Source organism: uncultured Roseobacter sp. (genome assembly GCF_947496515.1).
In the GTDB taxonomy this organism is placed as follows: domain Bacteria; phylum Pseudomonadota; class Alphaproteobacteria; order Rhodobacterales; family Rhodobacteraceae; genus Roseobacter.
The window spans coordinates 639,750-656,989 of the sequence record NZ_CANMDB010000001.1; the positions used below are offsets into that span (position 1 = coordinate 639,750).

Annotated in this window: 14 protein-coding genes and 1 pseudogene; 7 read left to right on the forward strand and 8 right to left on the reverse strand. The window is 61.6% G+C overall.

What is annotated here, in order from left to right; all coding sequences use genetic code 11:
- Positions 1-60 precede the first annotated feature (60 nt).
- Both Q1A53_RS03160 and rpiA read right to left on the reverse strand, forming a co-directional pair.
- On the reverse strand, positions 61-1,524 hold the full coding sequence (locus Q1A53_RS03160; protein WP_299962830.1) for an FAD-dependent oxidoreductase: 1,464 nt from the start codon (positions 1,522-1,524) through the stop codon (positions 61-63).
- A 94-nt stretch (positions 1,525-1,618) separates the two neighbouring features.
- Positions 1,619-2,386 carry a ribose-5-phosphate isomerase RpiA gene (rpiA, locus tag Q1A53_RS03165; protein WP_299962832.1) on the reverse strand — a complete coding sequence of 256 codons (768 nt, stop codon included), beginning with the start codon at positions 2,384-2,386 and terminating at the stop codon, positions 1,619-1,621.
- A gap of 160 nt (positions 2,387-2,546) precedes the next feature.
- Between rpiA and Q1A53_RS03170 the strand changes: the two genes are divergently transcribed.
- Both Q1A53_RS03170 and Q1A53_RS03175 read left to right on the forward strand, forming a co-directional pair.
- Positions 2,547-3,920 (forward strand): L-serine ammonia-lyase, encoded by a 1,374-nt coding sequence (locus tag Q1A53_RS03170; RefSeq protein ID WP_299962834.1) that lies wholly within the window; start codon positions 2,547-2,549, stop codon positions 3,918-3,920.
- Positions 3,921-4,231: 311 nt separating this feature from the next.
- A complete protein-coding gene (locus Q1A53_RS03175; protein ID WP_299962836.1) occupies positions 4,232-5,206 on the forward strand; it encodes a DMT family transporter in 975 nt (324 codons plus the stop codon).
- Between the two features lie 124 nt (positions 5,207-5,330).
- On the opposite strand, the pseudogene Q1A53_RS03180 reads toward Q1A53_RS03175, so the two are convergent.
- A pseudogene (locus tag Q1A53_RS03180) lies at positions 5,331-5,843 on the reverse strand (thiamine diphosphokinase); the annotation flags it as partial.
- 138 nt (positions 5,844-5,981) lie between these two features.
- Between Q1A53_RS03180 and Q1A53_RS03185 the strand changes: the two are divergent.
- Positions 5,982-7,133 (forward strand): hypothetical protein, encoded by a 1,152-nt coding sequence (locus Q1A53_RS03185; protein WP_299962838.1) that lies wholly within the window; start codon positions 5,982-5,984, stop codon positions 7,131-7,133.
- Positions 7,134-7,608: 475 nt separating this feature from the next.
- Positions 7,609-8,820 carry a GTP-binding protein gene (locus Q1A53_RS03190; protein ID WP_299962840.1) on the forward strand — a complete coding sequence of 404 codons (1,212 nt, stop codon included), beginning with the start codon at positions 7,609-7,611 and terminating at the stop codon, positions 8,818-8,820.
- A 775-nt stretch (positions 8,821-9,595) separates the two neighbouring features.
- Here the strand turns inward: Q1A53_RS03190 and Q1A53_RS03195 are convergent.
- The 3 genes from Q1A53_RS03195 to Q1A53_RS03205 form a co-directional block, all read right to left on the reverse strand.
- Positions 9,596-10,219 carry a glutathione S-transferase family protein gene (locus Q1A53_RS03195; RefSeq protein ID WP_299962842.1) on the reverse strand — a complete coding sequence of 208 codons (624 nt, stop codon included), beginning with the start codon at positions 10,217-10,219 and terminating at the stop codon, positions 9,596-9,598.
- 504 nt (positions 10,220-10,723) lie between these two features.
- Positions 10,724-11,668 (reverse strand): pyridoxamine 5'-phosphate oxidase family protein, encoded by a 945-nt coding sequence (locus tag Q1A53_RS03200; protein WP_299962844.1) that lies wholly within the window; start codon positions 11,666-11,668, stop codon positions 10,724-10,726.
- A gap of 24 nt (positions 11,669-11,692) precedes the next feature.
- A complete protein-coding gene (locus Q1A53_RS03205) occupies positions 11,693-11,971 on the reverse strand; it encodes a hypothetical protein (protein WP_299962846.1) in 279 nt (92 codons plus the stop codon).
- A 292-nt stretch (positions 11,972-12,263) separates the two neighbouring features.
- Here Q1A53_RS03205 and Q1A53_RS03210 point away from each other — a divergent pair, with 292 nt between their 5' ends.
- A complete protein-coding gene (locus Q1A53_RS03210) occupies positions 12,264-12,665 on the forward strand; it encodes an ACT domain-containing protein (RefSeq protein WP_299962847.1) in 402 nt (133 codons plus the stop codon).
- Positions 12,666-12,683: 18 nt separating this feature from the next.
- Here the strand turns inward: Q1A53_RS03210 and Q1A53_RS03215 are convergent, their stop codons facing one another.
- Together Q1A53_RS03215 and Q1A53_RS03220 are read right to left on the reverse strand one after the other, a co-directional pair.
- Positions 12,684-13,097 carry a hypothetical protein gene (locus Q1A53_RS03215; protein WP_299962849.1) on the reverse strand — a complete coding sequence of 138 codons (414 nt, stop codon included), beginning with the start codon at positions 13,095-13,097 and terminating at the stop codon, positions 12,684-12,686.
- A 931-nt stretch (positions 13,098-14,028) separates the two neighbouring features.
- Complete coding sequence (locus Q1A53_RS03220; RefSeq protein ID WP_299962851.1) at positions 14,029-14,478, reverse strand: helix-turn-helix domain-containing protein; 450 nt, start codon at positions 14,476-14,478, stop codon at positions 14,029-14,031.
- A 195-nt stretch (positions 14,479-14,673) separates the two neighbouring features.
- Here Q1A53_RS03220 and Q1A53_RS03225 point away from each other — a divergent pair, with 195 nt between their 5' ends.
- Entirely contained in the window at positions 14,674-15,342 is a 669-nt protein-coding gene (locus Q1A53_RS03225; protein WP_299962853.1) for a YqiJ family protein, read from the forward strand.
- Between the two features lie 42 nt (positions 15,343-15,384).
- Positions 15,385-17,088, forward strand: coding sequence for a flotillin domain-containing protein (locus tag Q1A53_RS03230; RefSeq protein WP_299962855.1), 1,704 nt, complete (start codon positions 15,385-15,387; stop codon positions 17,086-17,088).
- Positions 17,089-17,240: the final 152 nt, after the last annotated feature.

A 17,240-nucleotide genomic window follows, 5' to 3' on the forward strand; every position in this document is an offset into this window, starting at 1 on the left:
TCCAGAACCGCGCGGCTGCGCGATCAAATCGAGTTATAGGTACGCAAGGTTAAGCGGAATTCAAGCCGTCCGCATCGGTGTCTTCATGGTCACGATCTCTTCGGACATGGTGGGGTGGACAGCAACCGTCCGGTCAAAATCCTCTTTTGTTGCCCCCATTTTAACGGCAATCCCCGCCAGTTGGATCATCTCGCCCGCGCTCGGTGCGACGATGTGACAGCCTAGAACCTTGCGCGTTTCCACAGAGACGACCAGCTTCATCAGCACCCGGTCGGGTCTGCCGGCAAAGGCGCTCTGCATAGGCCGGAAAGACGTGCAGTAGATCTCCACCGGTTCGCGGTCGCGCGCCTCTTCCTCGCTCAGCCCGATGGTGCCCATCTCGGGCTGGGTAAAGATTGCCGACGGGATCAGCGCGTGATCCACCGGTGTCGGGTTGCCCTTGAACACCGTCTCGACAAAGGCCATCCCCTCGCGGATGGCCACGGGTGTCAGGTTCACACGGTCAGTCACATCGCCGATGGCATAGATCGACGGAACCGCGGTCTGGCTGTATTCATCGACTTCGATTTCACCGCGACGGCCCAGTTTCACCCCCACATCCTCCAGACCCATGTCGGCGGTGTTGGGATCGCGGCCCGTCGCGAAAAGCACCGTGTCAAACACACGCTCGTTGCCATTGGTCGATTTGACCCAGATCGGCCCGGCGGTATCGCCCGTCTCGCGCTGAAGCGCCGGGCGTTGCTTGACGTCCGCGCCCATTGCGGCATCCGAGGCGGTGCCCGTCCAACTGGCCGTATGGTCCTCGCTCGCCGGGGCCATCTCCACGATGTTGGTGCCGGTGCGCAGATCGATCCCGCGCTCGCGCATGGCATCCGCAATCAGCCCGCGGGCCTCGTCGTCAAAACCGCGCAGGATCTGCGCCCCGCGATAGTATTGCGTCACCTCCACCCCAAGCCCGTGCATGATGCAGGCAAACTCGCAGGCGATATAGCCGCCGCCTATGATCAGCAGGGACTTGGGCAGCGCGTCGAGATGAAAGATATCATCCGAGACGATGCCCAGGTTTGCGTTTGGCAGCTCGGGCCGCACCGGATGTCCGCCGGAGGCCAAGAGAATATGCTTGGCGCTCAGGGTCTCTCCCGTCGACAGCGTCACCTCATGCGGTCCGGTTACACGGGCGCGGGCGTCATAGCTCGCCACGCCGGAGCCCTTGAGCAAATCGCGGTAGACCTGCTCCAGCCGGTCCAGTTCCGAATTGAGTTTTCCGCGGAAAGAGGCCCAGTCAAAGCTGCCCGCGCTGTGAGACCATCCGTAGGCTGCGGCATCCTCCGTCACATTGGCGTATTCGCTGGCGAATACCATCAGCTTTTTGGGCACGCACCCCCGGATCACGCACGTCCCACCATAGCGGTCCATCTCCGCCAGGGCGACCTTGGCGCCCGTATCACCCGCTGCCACACGTGCGGCCCGAACGCCACCCGATCCGCCGCCGATCACAAAAAGATCGTAATCGAATTCGCTCATCTCGGCTGCCTTTCAGGGTCGTTCAAAGTGTCTGGGATATATAGCTGGACGGTGGGGCATTACCACCCTGCCCCGCTGCAATCGGATGCACGTTTTAGTCAGGCAAATCCGCAAAGAGGCTGCCCGTCTCTCCGCCCTCTGCCGCGGCACGCGCGCGGACCTCCGTCCGGCCATCGCCGTACCCGATGATCACCTCATCGCAGATGTCCACGAAAAGCCCATTCTCCACCACGCCGGGGATCTGGTTGAGCGCCAGCGCCAGATGCGCCGGGGCCCCGATGCGCCCCAGCTCGAAATCCAGAATGTAGTTGCTCTCATCGGTGCGGAAAGGTGCCTCGCCCGCGGTGCGCAGCTTGCCCGACCGGCCCTGTACATCCATGGACATCAGCATCTCCTCCACCAGCGTGCGGGTCGTCTGCCAACCAAAGGGGATCACTTCGATGGGCAGCGGAAAGGCCCCCAGCGTGTCCACTACCTTGCCGCGATCGGCGATCACCACCATGCGATCCGACGCCGTTGCCACAATCTTTTCCTGCAGCAGCGCGCCACCACCACCCTTGATCAGCGCCAGTTGCGGGTCGAACTCATCCGCACCGTCGATGGTCAGATCCAGCCATTTGGCGGCATCGAGCGAGACGACCTCGATCCCCTCCTCGCGCGCCAGCTCCGCCGTCCGGGTGGAGGTCGGCACAGCCCGGATCCGCAGCCCTTCCTCGCGCACCCGCTCTCCCAGACGCTTGACCAGAAAAACCGCAGTCGATCCCGTCCCGAGACCGACACGCATGCCCGTCTCCACCATATCGGCGGCGCGCCGGGCGCAAACGTATTTCGCGTGGTCGATGGGCGACAGATCAGGCGGCATGGCAGGGCTCCTCCTCACGGCGTGCTCGCGTTATAAGAGAAGCGCGCCCGGGGTGCGAGCGCTCATTTGTCCGATTGCGACAAAGCAGGATCATCGGCGTTTGACCTCGTCCCACCGGCTGCCTACACGGGACAGGCAGGGCGGCAAAAGGAACGCTGGGATGTTCTTATCGGTTTTCGATATGTTCAAAGTGGGCGTTGGCCCGTCCTCCTCTCATACCATGGGGCCCATGGTGGCGGCGGCGCGGTTTCTGGACCTCATGCGCGCCTCGCCCTTCGGGTTCCACGGGGTGCGCGCCAGCCTGCACGGCAGCCTCGCCTTTACCGGCGTCGGTCATGCCACGGACCGCGCCACGATCCTCGGGCTGGCGGGCTTTGTACCCGAGACCTACGACCGCGACCGCGCCGAGGCCACGCTGGCCGAGATCAAGAGCCAGCATCAGATCACCCCCGACGGGCTGCCGCCGCTCGCCTTTCACACCGAGCGGGATCTGATCTTTGATTTCGACACCACCCTGACCGGCCACGCCAACGGCATGACCCTGATGGCCACGGATGCGCAGGGCGACGTGACCCTGCGCGAGGTCTACTATTCAATCGGCGGCGGTTTCGTGATGACGGAGACCGAGCTGGCGGCAGGCAAGGACACCGACGAGGGCGCGCCCGTGCCCTTTCCGTTCAAGACCGCGGCCCAGATGCTGGAAATGGCGGAGGCCTCGAACCGCTCCATTGCCGCCATGAAACGGGCCAATGAGGCCGCGCGCGGTGGCGAGGACAACCTGCGCAGCGGGACCAGACGGCTCTGGCAGGTGATGAACGATTGCATCGACCGCGGGCTGTCCGCAGAAGGCATCCTGCCCGGCGGCCTGCAGGTCAAGCGCCGCGCCAAGGGCATCCACGACAAGCTGATGGGAGAACGCGGGCTCAACCAGACGCCGCCGCATACGATCAACGACTGGATGAGCGTCTATGCCATGGCCGTCAACGAAGAGAATGCCGCAGGTGGTCAGGTGGTCACCGCCCCCACCAACGGTGCGGCGGGCGTGCTGCCTGCGACCCTGCGCTACTACCTCGATCACGTGCCCGGCGCCTCAGAAAGCCATGTGGAAGACTTTCTCCTGACGGCCGCCGCCATCGGCGGTCTGGTCAAATACAACGCCTCCATCTCGGGCGCGGAAGCAGGCTGCCAGGCGGAGGTCGGCTCCGCCGCAGCGATGGCCGCCGCGGGGCTTTGTGCGGTGTTGGGCGGCACCCCGCAGCAGATCGAGAACGCCGCGGAGATCGCGCTTGAGCATCATCTGGGCATGACGTGCGATCCGGTCAAAGGGCTGGTGCAGGTGCCGTGCATCGAACGCAACGGTCTGGGCGCGATCAAGGCCGTCTCCGCCGCCAGCCTCGCCCTGCGCGGCGATGGCACGCATCTGGTGCCGCTCGATGCCTGTATCGAGACGATGCGCCAGACCGGCGTGGATATGTCCGAGAAATACAAGGAGACCTCGCTCGGCGGTCTCGCCGTCAACGTGCCCAACTGCTGAGCGCTCAGCCACAGCCGCGAGACAAACGCCCCTGCGAGACCGCTGGATTTCCCTGCGCCGCATGGGGCACAGCGGTCAAACTGCTCCGCCTTGGACCAGCGCGCTGAGGAACATCTGCCGACCGCCGCACGGGCGCGGCTGACAGCACGACCCGAAATGGATGGTGTTCATGGAACAATACTCTACTATGGCGGGAGTGCGGCAGAGCGTAAACCATGAAAATAGACTTTTTTCAGCAAAGCTGTGCCACCGGCGTGAGGGCAGAAAGGGCTTTCTTGCAATGACAATATCGGGCTTTTAGGGTCTCCGCTATGGCTGGCGACCGCCCTCTTCTAGGCATTATGCTCATGCTGGGTTTTTGCATGCTCGCCCCCGTCGGGGATGCCATTGCAAAGATCCTCGGGCAGACCGTCCCAGTCGGCCAGCTGGTCGTCGTGCGTTTTGCGGTTCAGGCTCTCGTGCTGATCCCCCTGGTCTGGATGACGGGGCGTATGTGGCGGATGCGGGGTCGGGTCCTGATGCTAACCCTGGTACGGACCATCCTGCATATCGCGGGCATCGGCACTATGGTCACGGCGCTGAAATACCTGCCGCTCGCCGATGCCATCGCCATCGCCTTTGTGATGCCGTTCATCATGCTATTGCTGGGGAAATACGCGCTGAACGAGGAAGTCGGACCGCGACGCCTCATCGCCTGTCTGGTGGGTTTCATCGGCACCCTGCTGATCGTCCAGCCAAGCTTTCAGGCCGTGGGCTGGCCCGCGCTGCTGCCGCTGGCCGTAGCCGTGAACTTTGCCTTTTTCATGCTGGTCACCCGCCAGATTGCCCGCGAAACCGACCCCATCGGTCTGCAGGCGGTCAGCGGTGTCATGGCCGTGATCATCATGGTGCCCGCGCTTTTTTGTTTTCGCGACAGCACCATCTGGGATCTCCAATGGGTCCGTGGCACCCAGCATGACTGGACGCTGCTTCTGGGGATCGGCCTTTTGGGCACCGGCGCGCATCTGCTGATGACATGGTCGCTGCGCTATGCGCCCTCAGCCACGCTGGCCCCGATGCAATATCTGGAGATCCCCTTTGCCACGGTCATCGGCTTTCTGGTCTTCAGCGATCTGCCCAACCCGCTCGCAGCCGTGGGCATCGCCATCACGATGGCGGCCGGTCTCTACGTGGTGCTGCGCGAGCGGGCCACCGCAAAGGCGCTGATGGTTCGCGCGACGACAACGACGCAACCTCTGACGTCCGCTGCCCCGCGGTCGGAGCCATCCCGGCCAGTTGAACCGTGACCGCAGGCAGGAACCGCCGCGGCAAGATGCACAGCATCCCCGGCGCGTCCATCTCCAGATAAAGATCCCCGGTCGCCCGGTTGGACGTCCCCGATGTTCCGTCGGGGGCAAATGCCAATCCGTCAATGGGCCATTCCAGCCCTCGGGAGCGCCCCGTCACCGCGGCCATGGGAAAGAGCGACACCCGCGTGCCCGGCGCCATCGCCAGCGACAACCGCGGCGGACAGAGGAAGACCACATCCCGTTCGCACAGCATCACGCAGGCCGTCTCCGGCCGCATCACCAGTGTATGAAACGCCGCCAAGGTATGATCGACACGCCGCCCCGCAAAGCCCACGGCAAGGATTGCGGGCGCGTCGATACTGCGCAGCGCCTTGTCGAAATCGGTGCTGTCCTGCTCCGCGATATGGTGGAGCGCGCCCTCGGGCAAGACCGCGCGTGTCTCGGCGGACAGCGAATCCATATCGCCGATCACCGCTTCGGGCGTGATGCCTGCCGCCAGCGCCCGATCCGCCCCGCCATCCGCTGCCACGCAGGTCGGTGCCAGCGCCCTGGCCTCGGCGATGTCATCGGGCAACACCTGGCCGCCGCCGATCAGCGTCACTGGATGCGTGCGGGATAAAATGCTAGTCTTCATCGAAGCTTAACGCCCTTTCTGGATCGAGAACACCTTTTTGCCACGAAGATACCCCGCTTTGCGCCAGGATTACCGAGTAGCCTCCCGGCATGGAAGTGACAAACGAAGTGTTCAGATCACGCAGAGGATGGATGTCCGATGACCAGTGATGAAAAGCGGCTGACGGTCTCCTACGGGACCTTTTCGTGCACGCTCGAAGGCTACGACGACCCCGTGGAGACGATGAAAACCATCGTGTCCTTCTTTCGGGAGATCGCGGCTCAGGACAGTGGTTTTGGCACCACGCCCATTCAGCACGATCCCGAAACGCTGGTGCGCATGGCACTGTCGGGCCACCGTCGGGACGCAGCAGACGCGCAGGACGGTGTCTGGCTGCCGGAGGAAGACGCACCTATGACGGCTGCCACTGTGCCGACAGACACGGTCCCGGCTGCGGCCCTGCCCGATGAGGCCGCAACAGAACGCGTCGCTGCTTTTTTTGCGAGCGGGACGCCAGCACCCCCTGCCGGGGACGCGGAACTGACCTCGACCACGACATCTGCCGTCGCCCTCAGCGCCGCGGCCCGCCTGAAAGCATTGCGCGGGGATCATCCGGACCCTGCCACGGCGTCCGGACAGGCCCCCGTGCCGGAAGAGCCGCTGCGTGCACGCGTCCTGACCGTGGATCACGACGACCTTGATGCGCTGCGTCGCGCCGCCGACGACGCCTCCGACCCGGGCAATGACGTGGATCGCCTGATGGACAGAGCCGCCGAAGCAATGTCCGAGCCTGCGGGCAGCAGCCGCCGCAGCGACTACGCCCATCTGCGGGCCGCAGTTGCCGCGCGGGGGGCCGACGACACGCTCGACAGGACCGATGAAAGTGCCGCGCACGTGGAGAGCTACCGCATGGACCTCGACCGGCTGATCACCTCCGGTGGCGAGAAGGAAACACCCGCGCGCGCCTTGCCGGTTTTGCGCCTGGTCGCCGAACAACGTGTTGATTTGACCGAAGAGGCCGCTGCTGCGCCGCACGGGTTCGTCGCCTACGCCGCCCGGCTGGGCGCAACACGGGTCCCCGACGTGCTCGAAGCGGCAGCGGCGTATCTGTCGTTTGTCGAGGGCCGCAGCCCCTTCTCGCGCGAGGACGTGCTGCGCTGCGCAAGTGCTGCACGGGATGTGGACAGCGCCGAGGCATGCGACGCCTTTGCGGATCTTGTCCAGCAGGGGCGCATTGAGGCCTGCAACGGCGGCAGTTTTCGCGCGACGGTCACCAACACCTTCGGCCCCGACCGCCGCGCCGCAGGGTAGCCTGGCCAACGGGCAGCCACTGCCTTGACCCGCCCGCAACAACCGCGTCCACAAGAACGGTTGCGCCCCTTTCGTCTTTGATCACCCTGCTAGGACGACAACTGTGAGATCCGTCCCCGTTTCGGGATCGACACCACCCTCCGGAGGCCGCTCTCCGGGAGGCAAATACCCTCATCGGCCGTGCGGGACCGATCCGCTTCCTTTGGCCCGCGCGCCAACACGATCCTGTTGCCTTCTGGCCTTGCACGAATGCCTCTCTTTGCACCCCAAGAACATGCGCACGGGCGTCGCATCACGCGAAGCGCCCTGAGCCCAATCCACGCCCGGCCAATCGTTCGACACCACGCGCAGCAGGCGGACCCGGCGTGGAACGACCAGGGTTTCCAAAGGCAACGATCAAACGTAACTCGTGCTGTTGCATATTTCTCGCAACACATTTAGTTACGTAAAAGATGTGCAACGATTGGAGCTGATCATGTCAGATACCCGCCTTCCCGTTACCGTGCTCTCCGGCTTTCTGGGTGCCGGAAAAACGACGCTGCTGAACCGCATTCTCAACAATCGGGAAGGCCGACGGGTCGCCGTGATCGTCAATGACATGTCCGAGGTCAACATCGACGCGGACCTGGTGCGGGCAGAGACGGAACTGAGCCGAACGGATGAGACGCTGGTCGAGATGTCGAACGGGTGCATCTGCTGCACGCTGCGCGACGATCTGCTGACCGAGGTCCGAAAGCTCGCCGCCGAGGGGCGGTTCGACTATCTGCTGATCGAATCCACCGGCATCTCGGAGCCACTGCCCGTCGCAGCCACCTTCGATTTTCGGGACGAAGACGGCAACAGCCTCTCGGATGTTGCGCGGCTCGATACCATGGTGACGGTTGTGGATGCGGCAAACCTGCTCAACGACTTTTCCTCGCACGACTTCTTGCGCGATCGCGGCGAAACGATGGGAGAGGAGGATGACCGGACCCTGGTTCACCTCTTGACCGACCAGATCGAATTTGCCGATGTGGTGATCCTGAACAAGGTGGATGACGCGGGAGCGCAAAAGGTCGATGCCGCGCGCAAGATCATCCGAAGCCTCAATGCGGACACCGAAATCGTGGAGACAAATCACGCGGCCGTCGCCGCCGACAAGATCCTCGACACCGGTCTTTTCGACTTTCAGCAGGCCCATGAACATCCCATGTGGGCCAAGGAGCTCTATGGTTTTGCCGATCATGTGCCCGAAACCGAAGAGTACGGCGTGGCGTCCTATGTCTACCGGGCGCGGCTTCCCTTTGTGCCGGAGCGTATCTTGCAGGTTCTGAACGGCGATCTGCCGGGCGTCATCCGGGCAAAGGGCCATTTCTGGATCTCAACACGACCCGACTGGGTTGCGGAGTTCTCGCTGGCGGGATCACTGTCGAGCGTGACGCCCTTGGGAACATGGTGGGCGTCCGTGCCCAAAGACCGCCAACCCACCCATGAAGCCGCCCAGGCCTATATGAAAGCGCACTGGCAGGAGCCCTGGGGCGACCGCCGTCAGGAGATCGTCTTTATCGGTGCGGGCATCGACTGGCCGACGCTCAGGGCACGTTTGGACGGCTGTCTCGTGCCCGCCGTTGCCGCCAGCGGGCCCGAAACGCTGCCAGACTACCCGGACCCTTTCCCCATCTGGCGTCGGGCTAAGGAAGCCGCGTAAGTCTCGCCCTGGCAACCGATCGAATGCGGCGATGAGCCTTGTCGTCACAAGCAAACCAGAGACGCTCATGGCCTTTTTGAGGATTGGTTGCGCTGCAGCCATATGGTTCAGACAACCCTCCGAAGGCTGTCATTGCCGGACGCACAGCCGGGCCAATCACATCCAATCTCTGCGCAATGTCGCACTATCATTCCGGGCGCGCAGAGATCACCAGCTGAATGACCATGCCGCGATCTCCCGCAATTTTCACAACTGCGGCTCAGGCTGCGAGCCACCGCTCGCAAGCGCACGATCAAGCCTTCGCGCGTGGCAGTCGAGCCAACCGACCTTTAAACCTCTTCAACCGCTCCATTACAAAAGCGGCACTTCAATTTAAGGCCATTGCCAGCAGATGCCGGTGGCTGCGACCGTGATCGCGGAGAGCAAAACCCCGCGACGTCCGTCCTAACCCGGTGCGAGCCACCGCCAATTCCTCATCCTCCCGGAGATGATCTCAGTGCGGTCATTGCGTTTGCCATACCACACCTGTTTTGCACTGACCATTTAGCCAGAAAGGCCAGTCCGCTTGGCGCTGTTCTGAAGGGCTTCCCTGAACCGGTCAGCACCATCGCTCGTCGCAGTCGCTTCGACGAAGTCGGAGCGCGCCAGCGCCCCAGTCGCGGCAAAGAGAATGGTCCCACCGTCATGTCCGCTCGGAGCCTCTACGGTGCCTTGGGTTGGCTTATTGAGCTTCACGGTCTTTCGTCAGACTTTGTACGACATGCGACCAAAATGATCACGCTGCGCTGCCCATGACCTCGGTCACGGATTTGATTTTTGGAAAGCCAGCCAACGCCTCAATCCGCGCGAGCCAGGCACGCACATTCGGGTAGTCGGCGAGCGAGATACCGGTCTCACCAGTCGCCGCGATGTAGCCATAGTTGGCAACGTCAGCAATGGTCGGCGCCGTTCCAACGAGCCAGTCGTTTTCCGCCAGATGCGGCTCAAACAGCGTTTTCATCAGGATGTGGGTCTTATCCACCGCCTGATCAAAGTCGACAGGGGCGCCGAAGAACTTCGAGATACGCGCGCCGCACGGCCCCTCGAACACTTCTTTCACGCTGGTGGTCAGCCATTCCTGGACATGCCCCGCAAGCCCGGGATCATCGGGAAGCCAGGTACGTGCCGGATCGTATCGCAAAGCAAGATAGGTCAGGATGGCAGTTGAATCCCGCAGAACCACATCGCCGTCCACCAGTGTTGGTACCTGCCCAAGCGGGTTGAGGTTCAGGTACTCGGGCGTCTTGTGAGCACCGGCCTGAAGATCGACGATGACGAATTCACACTCCAACCCAAGAAGCGACAGCATGGCGCGCGCGCGATGTGCATGACCCGAGGCGGGGTGATCGTAGAGTTTCATGTTTTTATCCTTGGATGTTGAGATGTGTCACGCGATCCCACACTTATTTCGAGAGGGCTGTTGGTCTGATGCTGAAGCGCCTCTCGGCGGCGGATACCGGTCATAGAGCCCGGCTGGACCCGATCAGCAGCGGCGCGAACGCCGCCACTCAATCGGGCGGCGCGAGGGCGCTCCAACTGTGGCAGGCTTACTCTGAATTCCGCTGCAGATACCACGTTCTTATCAGGCGTTCCCATGATCCAGGCAGGATCGGCATCATCAAGCGCATGGGGAACTTCAGGGGTCAACACCTCGTTCGGTGACTGGCTCTGAGAAACACTGCCGAAGATACGCCCTGAGTTGGGTGAGGCGACCCATTAGGCTGCCACGGCGCTTCACCGCCGGGCCGCACCTTGGATCCGGCGAAGACATGGACGTCACATTCGGGATCCACAAGCGCCTCAATTCCGGCCAACACCCGCGCCCGAATTTGCGCCATAGGCTGGACGGTCAGATGCCAAAAGATCATCCCGTTTCTGACGTGAGATCCGGGTTCAGAGGGGAATGCTCCACGAACGTCCACCTCAGGGGTGTGGCCTTGGCAGTGCGGCGGACACTGTTGATCCGGATGCGCAAAAGGCGCAGAGCACCGGGCGTTTGGCCGATCTGCACGGCGTCCTCGATAAGTGACGCTCTGCCTTGCAGATGCAGCTGATCACCGGTTTCAAAGTCGACAAAAAGCAAACCGGCATCAGGGTTCAAAAGCAGGTTGCCGAAGGTGTTGAACAGGTTGTTGCCCCGGTAATCGGGTATGGTGATCTGCGACGGGCTGTCTACCGAGACGAAGCCCGGCTGCCCGCCGCGGTGATTGACGTCAACGCCTTCGTATGGCGCGCCCGATCCATCCTGCACATAGGACGCGATGAAAAAGGCATCAGCCGCTTTGATCAGCGCCGTATCCTCCGCATTGAGCGCATCTCGCACTTCGGCCTCGCCCCCGGCAACGGGGCGCGCCCGCGCTGAAATCTCACGAAGGCCGATGTATTTCGGGCAATTGCCGTAGCTTTGCACCACCGCGATGGTGACCGAGACGTCATCCATGGCGGTGATTTTGCCATGCATTCGGTTCCGGCGCCGATTGGACAGATCAAGCCCCACGACACCAACGGCCTGACCTATATCCAGGGTATCGAATGCGGGTTTTCCGGCGCGGTCACCCGTTTGGATCACCAGCGTTTTAGGATCGGGCGAGGATGCAAACCCCACCGGACCGGTCACTATCGACGCATGGGGCAACTCCTTTGCATCCACCGTACCCAGAAAGATGTATTCGAGCCCCTCGAAGAACGCCCGGTGCTGATCCGGCATGACATCACGCAGCAGGTGCCGGGTCATCGCTTCGATTTTTTCGCGTTCCCCGGTCCGCTCTTGCAAACGCAATTCGCCTTCGTGAAACTGCTGGGCTGTCATGGGAGGCTCCGTTGGGTCGATGGGTTACGCGCGGGTCGTCGGACCATTCGGCCGATCAGCCAGACAGCGATCGAGACCAGTCTCCAGCGTCTCGCCGATGTCCGCAAATCCGCCTTTCATCATGATGGCCTCGTCCGGTGTCACGACGCCCCAATTTGCGCGCATCAAGGCGATGTCGTCAATGATGACGTCGCTGAGCACATCGCGTTTGAACTCGGGTCGCAGGTCCACGAACCCGGAAAACGCGGCGCGCGCGCCAGCGATCCCCGTGGCACGACTTCGACATCGAGGAACATCATCCACGCGCGGTCAGCGCCGCATCTGCAGCCGGGGATCAAACGACTTTCGGACTTTTTGAACGATCAACCCAAGCTGCCCGCTATTAGCCAACAGTTCGATACGCCGAGACCGCCACGCCTGATGGGGCAAGCAATGGACCTGCGGGGTAGTCGGCAGGCACTTGTTATTCGGGCCGCACCGCTCGCTGGACAACCGAAGCAAACGCCATAGGACGAAGCGATGCTGCACACTCACGGACTTGGCGAAAGCAAGTAAAACTGCTCATTAGGACGCAGACAAGACAATTGGAGCCGTTATGTCCGGAGAGACGAACCTGAACGCATTGATCAAATCCATGTCAGCAGAACTGCACGACGGCGTGTTCGTCTTTGCGACGATTCCACCGGGTCAGCCCGTCCCCAACGCTGCACCGCGCATGCTGTTCCAGGAAGCGGAGGGAACCACCCTCATTTTGCTGAAATCAGAGGCAGTGGCGCATTCACTCCCGTTCGAGTTTCCTTGCAGGATGATCACGCTAAATATTCATTCATCACTGGAAGCCATCGGCTTCATGGCACTGATAGCCACCGAACTTGCCAAGCATGATATGGGCGTCAACCCTGTGTCCGGATACTTCCATGACCACTTATTCGTTCCGGAAGGTCGCGAACAGGACGCGATGGATGCACTGGAGCGACTGGCGCGCGGCCGTGAGTGAATACCCCGGCAGCTTGGGTCACAGGCCATGCTGGAACAACCAAGGTCCTTCGTACCAGCCGACGTCGGGGTTTTTGTCGACTACCGCCATCCCTGCGCAAGAAAGCGAAAGATCGCGTTGGGCTTTCTCAATTGCTGTTCCGCATGAGAGATCTTCGCCAGTTTGCGGCGGTTTTTGGCGATAGCGCCGGGGAGCATCTCGACTTTCCTTCGCAGCTTCGACGATGCTGTGCACTGGTCCGTTTGTTGGATGGTAAGGGCTGCAGTGCGAGCATTCCCAAGCTTCTTGCGGGTGTTCGACCGTCGCGTACCATGTCTGCTTTGAAAGGTATGCCCGGCAAGTGGGTTTGCGCCCGTGATATTTGGAGACGCCCTGGCCGGTCGGTCCGCGCGTGGGATCGGCACAGTTCCCGCGAAACTGCTTGAGCGCCATGCCCCTCGGCAAATCTGCTCTTTGGTATCGGCATCCCGTTCAACGTCAGTCCGGAACCAGATGTCATCAATGCGCACCGCTTTGGGAAAAGTGTCCTGTGTTCATGATGAGCGCCGGAAAACTCCAGCCAACACCCAGCCTGGTGCCCGGGATCGGCATCAAACGAAGAGGCACGTCATGACGTCGCCAAGCGTTGCCGATCGCCGCCGGGTAAATGCCGACTGTCTTCCGGATGCCCCGCAGACGTCCCTCAAGCTCCAGTCTGAGCCGAACAGAGCAGTCGCGCGCACCGAAGGCGATCCTGAGGGATGTACCCGTCCAGCGAGAACGCATGGAACAGCGCCGACTGCGCTTCTAGCATCGGTCCCACGATCACTCATCCTCTCGCAAGTCTAGCGAGTTGAACGAAGCACCCCAAATCTACCGGACAACATCGAAGGCTTACGCCGCACCCTTCGGTCTCAACGACCGGGTCAGGTCAATCGCTGCGCGATCCATAACATGAACAGCCCGGCTGGCACTGGCAAGACGGCGCGCCATCACTTTGAATGCGATCATGCGCGACGGAACCGGACTCCAAGCGACCTGACGGAGACCGCAAGGAGCCAGAGCACCTCAATCAGCGCTTCCTTCCGAGAGATCCGAGGGAAGGCGTGAAACACGGCGAGAATTCTGTCACAACAGCCGAACCAGCCAATTGCGGTTTCACCTTGCCACCCACACTCAGCCAATCCCGTCGTGAACCAATCAGTTCGGAGAGAACAGTGCCGCACCCCGGGGCCAAAAGCTCAGAAACAGACGCTGACAGACTAGAGGGCAGGATGAACTTCGAGCTGTCGTTGGCAGGCGGATGGACCAGCCGCAGTGTCACCGCTCAGCCCTCCACACAAGCTAGGCCTACTGCTGGACGTCTTTAACGATACTGACCCTATCACAGGGACGTTTCAGTCGTTCGGCACTGCTCCGAAACGGTGCCATCCTCCCAAAAGTCGGCCGGAAAGTTATGCAAGAGCTCTGCCGCCTTGTCCTCAATCCAGTCCTGTCGTTCGTCGGGTGACCAGGAAGAGAGATCGCGTTCCTCCAACACAAGACGCTTGGCCTTTCGAAGTGCCTGTTGGTACAGCATGTCCTCAATACGGGCGTCCAGCACGATGGCGTAGACAAACCGCCCCCCCATCGCCGCCGCAAGATGCTGCATCTGTTTGATCGACACACCGCCGTCCAGCTCACTCCGCTCCGCCTGATAGACGGCATTGCGGCTGACGCCTTTGCGCTTTGCAACCTGCTCGGCGGACATCCCCAGGGCCTGCCGCACCGAACCGATCCAGCCTCTCTCGGGCCATTCCACATCCGCCACCTGAGCGGCGGTTCTGTCAATCATGCGGGCCAAGCGCCGTCTCTTGATAAAATCTGGCATCTGCCTCCCAGCACCGAAGAAAGCGAAAACACGCTACGTCACCACTAAATTTACATATATATTAGAAAAAATCAAACATAGTTAATATAAATAGCTAACATTATTGTGTATTGATCATATATAATGATAGAAAGGAGATCTATGCTCACGATTTTTTTAATGCCTGAAGCGTTTGTTTTTGCTGTATCTCTCGCAATTGTTGCGGGGCTCTTCGTTCTGGAGCTTCTGACGGCGTTGCTGGGCGGCTCACTTCTCGGTATCGGCAGCGATGCCCCCGATGTCGATCTGGATCTGGACGCTGATTTCGACTTTTCCGTAGAAGGCGCAGATGGTCTCGGCCTGGACGATGCAGCGCCCCAGCTGGAAACCGGCAGTGCCGGAACGTCGGGCATCTTCACGTGGATCGGCGCGCGAGACGTCCCCTTTCTCATCTGGCTCGTATCCTTCCTGACGATGTTTGGCCTCTTCGGCCTGATCCTGCAGTCCATCGCAGTGAGCATCCTTGCCAGCCCCTTGCCCGGGCTCATTGCGGCCATCATCGCGGTCGTACCGGCCCTTTTCGTGACCCGCGTCGTCGCAAACTGGGTCGCGCTGATCATGCCAAAGACGGAAACCACCGCCATGCGCACCCGCCATCTGGGTGGCCGTCAGGGCACGGTGACCCAAGGCACCGCCGCCCGTGGCAAACCGGCTGAGGTCAAGATAAAGGACCGGCACGGCAACATCCATTACATGCGGGTCGAGCCGCTGCATGACGACGAAACCTTTTCACAGGGCAGCGATGTGACCCTGATCCGCAAGCGTGGCGACAAGTTCTTCGTGATCTGACCCTGCCCGCATCTCTCATTATCAACCACCTAGGAGTTCTACATGCAGTTTACCCCAATCCTCACCATCGCCGCGATCATCGTTGGCCTTCTCGTCTTCATCGGCCTGATCATGGCCCGCCTCTACAAACGCGCGACGCGCGAAACCTCTCTGGTGAAAACCGGATCCGGCGGGCGCAAGGTGATCATGGACGGCGGCACCGTCGTTGTGCCGTTCCTCCACGAGATCTCCAAGGTCAACATGAAGACGCTGCGTCTGGAGGTTGCGCGTGTGAACGAGCAGTCGCTGATCACCAAGGACAGGATGCGTGTGGATGTGGGGGTTGAGTTTTACGTATCGGTCAATGCCACCGAAGACGGTATCTCCCGCGCGGCGCAGACGCTGGGCGACAGAACCTTCCACGTGGAGCAATTGCGCGAGATGATTGAGGGCAAGCTTGTCGATGGCCTGCGCGCCGTGGCGGCCCAGATGACCATGGATGAGCTGCATGAGAACCGGGCGAGCTTCGTTCAGGAGGTGCAGAACGCGATCTCCGAAGATCTGTTGAAAAACGGGCTTGAACTGGAGGCGGTGTCGCTCACCGCACTCGACCAGACACCGTTTGACTCGCTCGATGAAAACAACGCCTTCAACGCGGTCGGCATGCAAAAGCTCGCCGCGGTCATCGCCACCTCGCGCAAGCAGCGGGCCGAGATCACGGCGGAGGCGGACGTTTCGGTCGCACAGTCCGAGATGGAAGCCGAAAAGCGCAAGTACCAGATCGAGCGCGAGCAGAAACAGGCAGAGATCAAGCAGATTGAGGAAATCCAGACCCTGCAGGCACAGCAGGAGGCGCAGATCGCGCGCAATCAGGAATCCTCGGATCGGGCCAAGGATGAGGCGCGGATCGAGCGTGAAAAGGCCGTGCGGGCCGCGGAGATTGCGCGGGAGCGCGCGATTCGCGAGGCGGAGATCGAGAAAGAGCGCGAGCTTGAGGTCGCCGATCAGGAGCGCCAGATCATCGTGGCACGCAAATCCGAAGAGGAGAGCCAGGCGCGCGCCTCTGCCGACAATGCCCGTGCCGAGGCCAAGAAAGCATCCGAGGCGATTGAAACGGCCCGCGCCGTGGCCGAAGCAGAGCGCGTCAAGCAGATCGCCCTGATCGAAGCGCAGAAAGAGGCCGAACGTCAGGCGACGGCGATCCGTCTTGCCGCGAAAGCCGAGAAGGAGGCCGCCAGCGACCGGGCCGCGGCCAAGCTGGAAGAAGCACAGGCGGATGCCAGCGCGGTGACGGTAAGGGCCGAAGCGAAAAAGACCGACCTGCTGGCAACAGCCGAAGGTCAGACGGCGATTGCCAACTCGGAGAACGAACTGAGTGCCGAGATTGTGGCAATGAAAGTGCGCCTAGCCCAGCTCGAAGCGATGCCTGCGATCATTGCGGAAATGGTCAAGCCAGCCGAAAAGATCGACTCGATCAAGATCCATCAGGTGACGGGCATGGGCGCGACCGGTGGTGCAGGCGCTGGCCCCAACGGCGGCACGCCGGTCAATCAGGCGCTTGATTCCGTGCTCGGCATGGCCTTGCAGATGCCGGCGATGCAGGCTCTGGGCAAAGAGCTTGGCATCAGCCTGGAAAACGGCCTCTCAGGGGTGGCCAACGATGTCATGGATGCTTCGGAGCCCTCCAAGGAGGGGGTGACCAAGACCGAGATGTTGCCCGATGCGGCGTCCACGTCCACTCCGGGACATGACCTCAAGGTGTCCTGACGCCAAGGCAACCACGCCGAGGGCCGATGGGTTCACAACGCCAGGACCCAGCGGCGCCCCTTGAAAGCCGCTCACACCAGCGAGCAGGTCGGATGCAAATCCGGCCTGCTGCCTTTAGAAACCGCCGCTGCAACGGAAACCTGCCCCCCTCA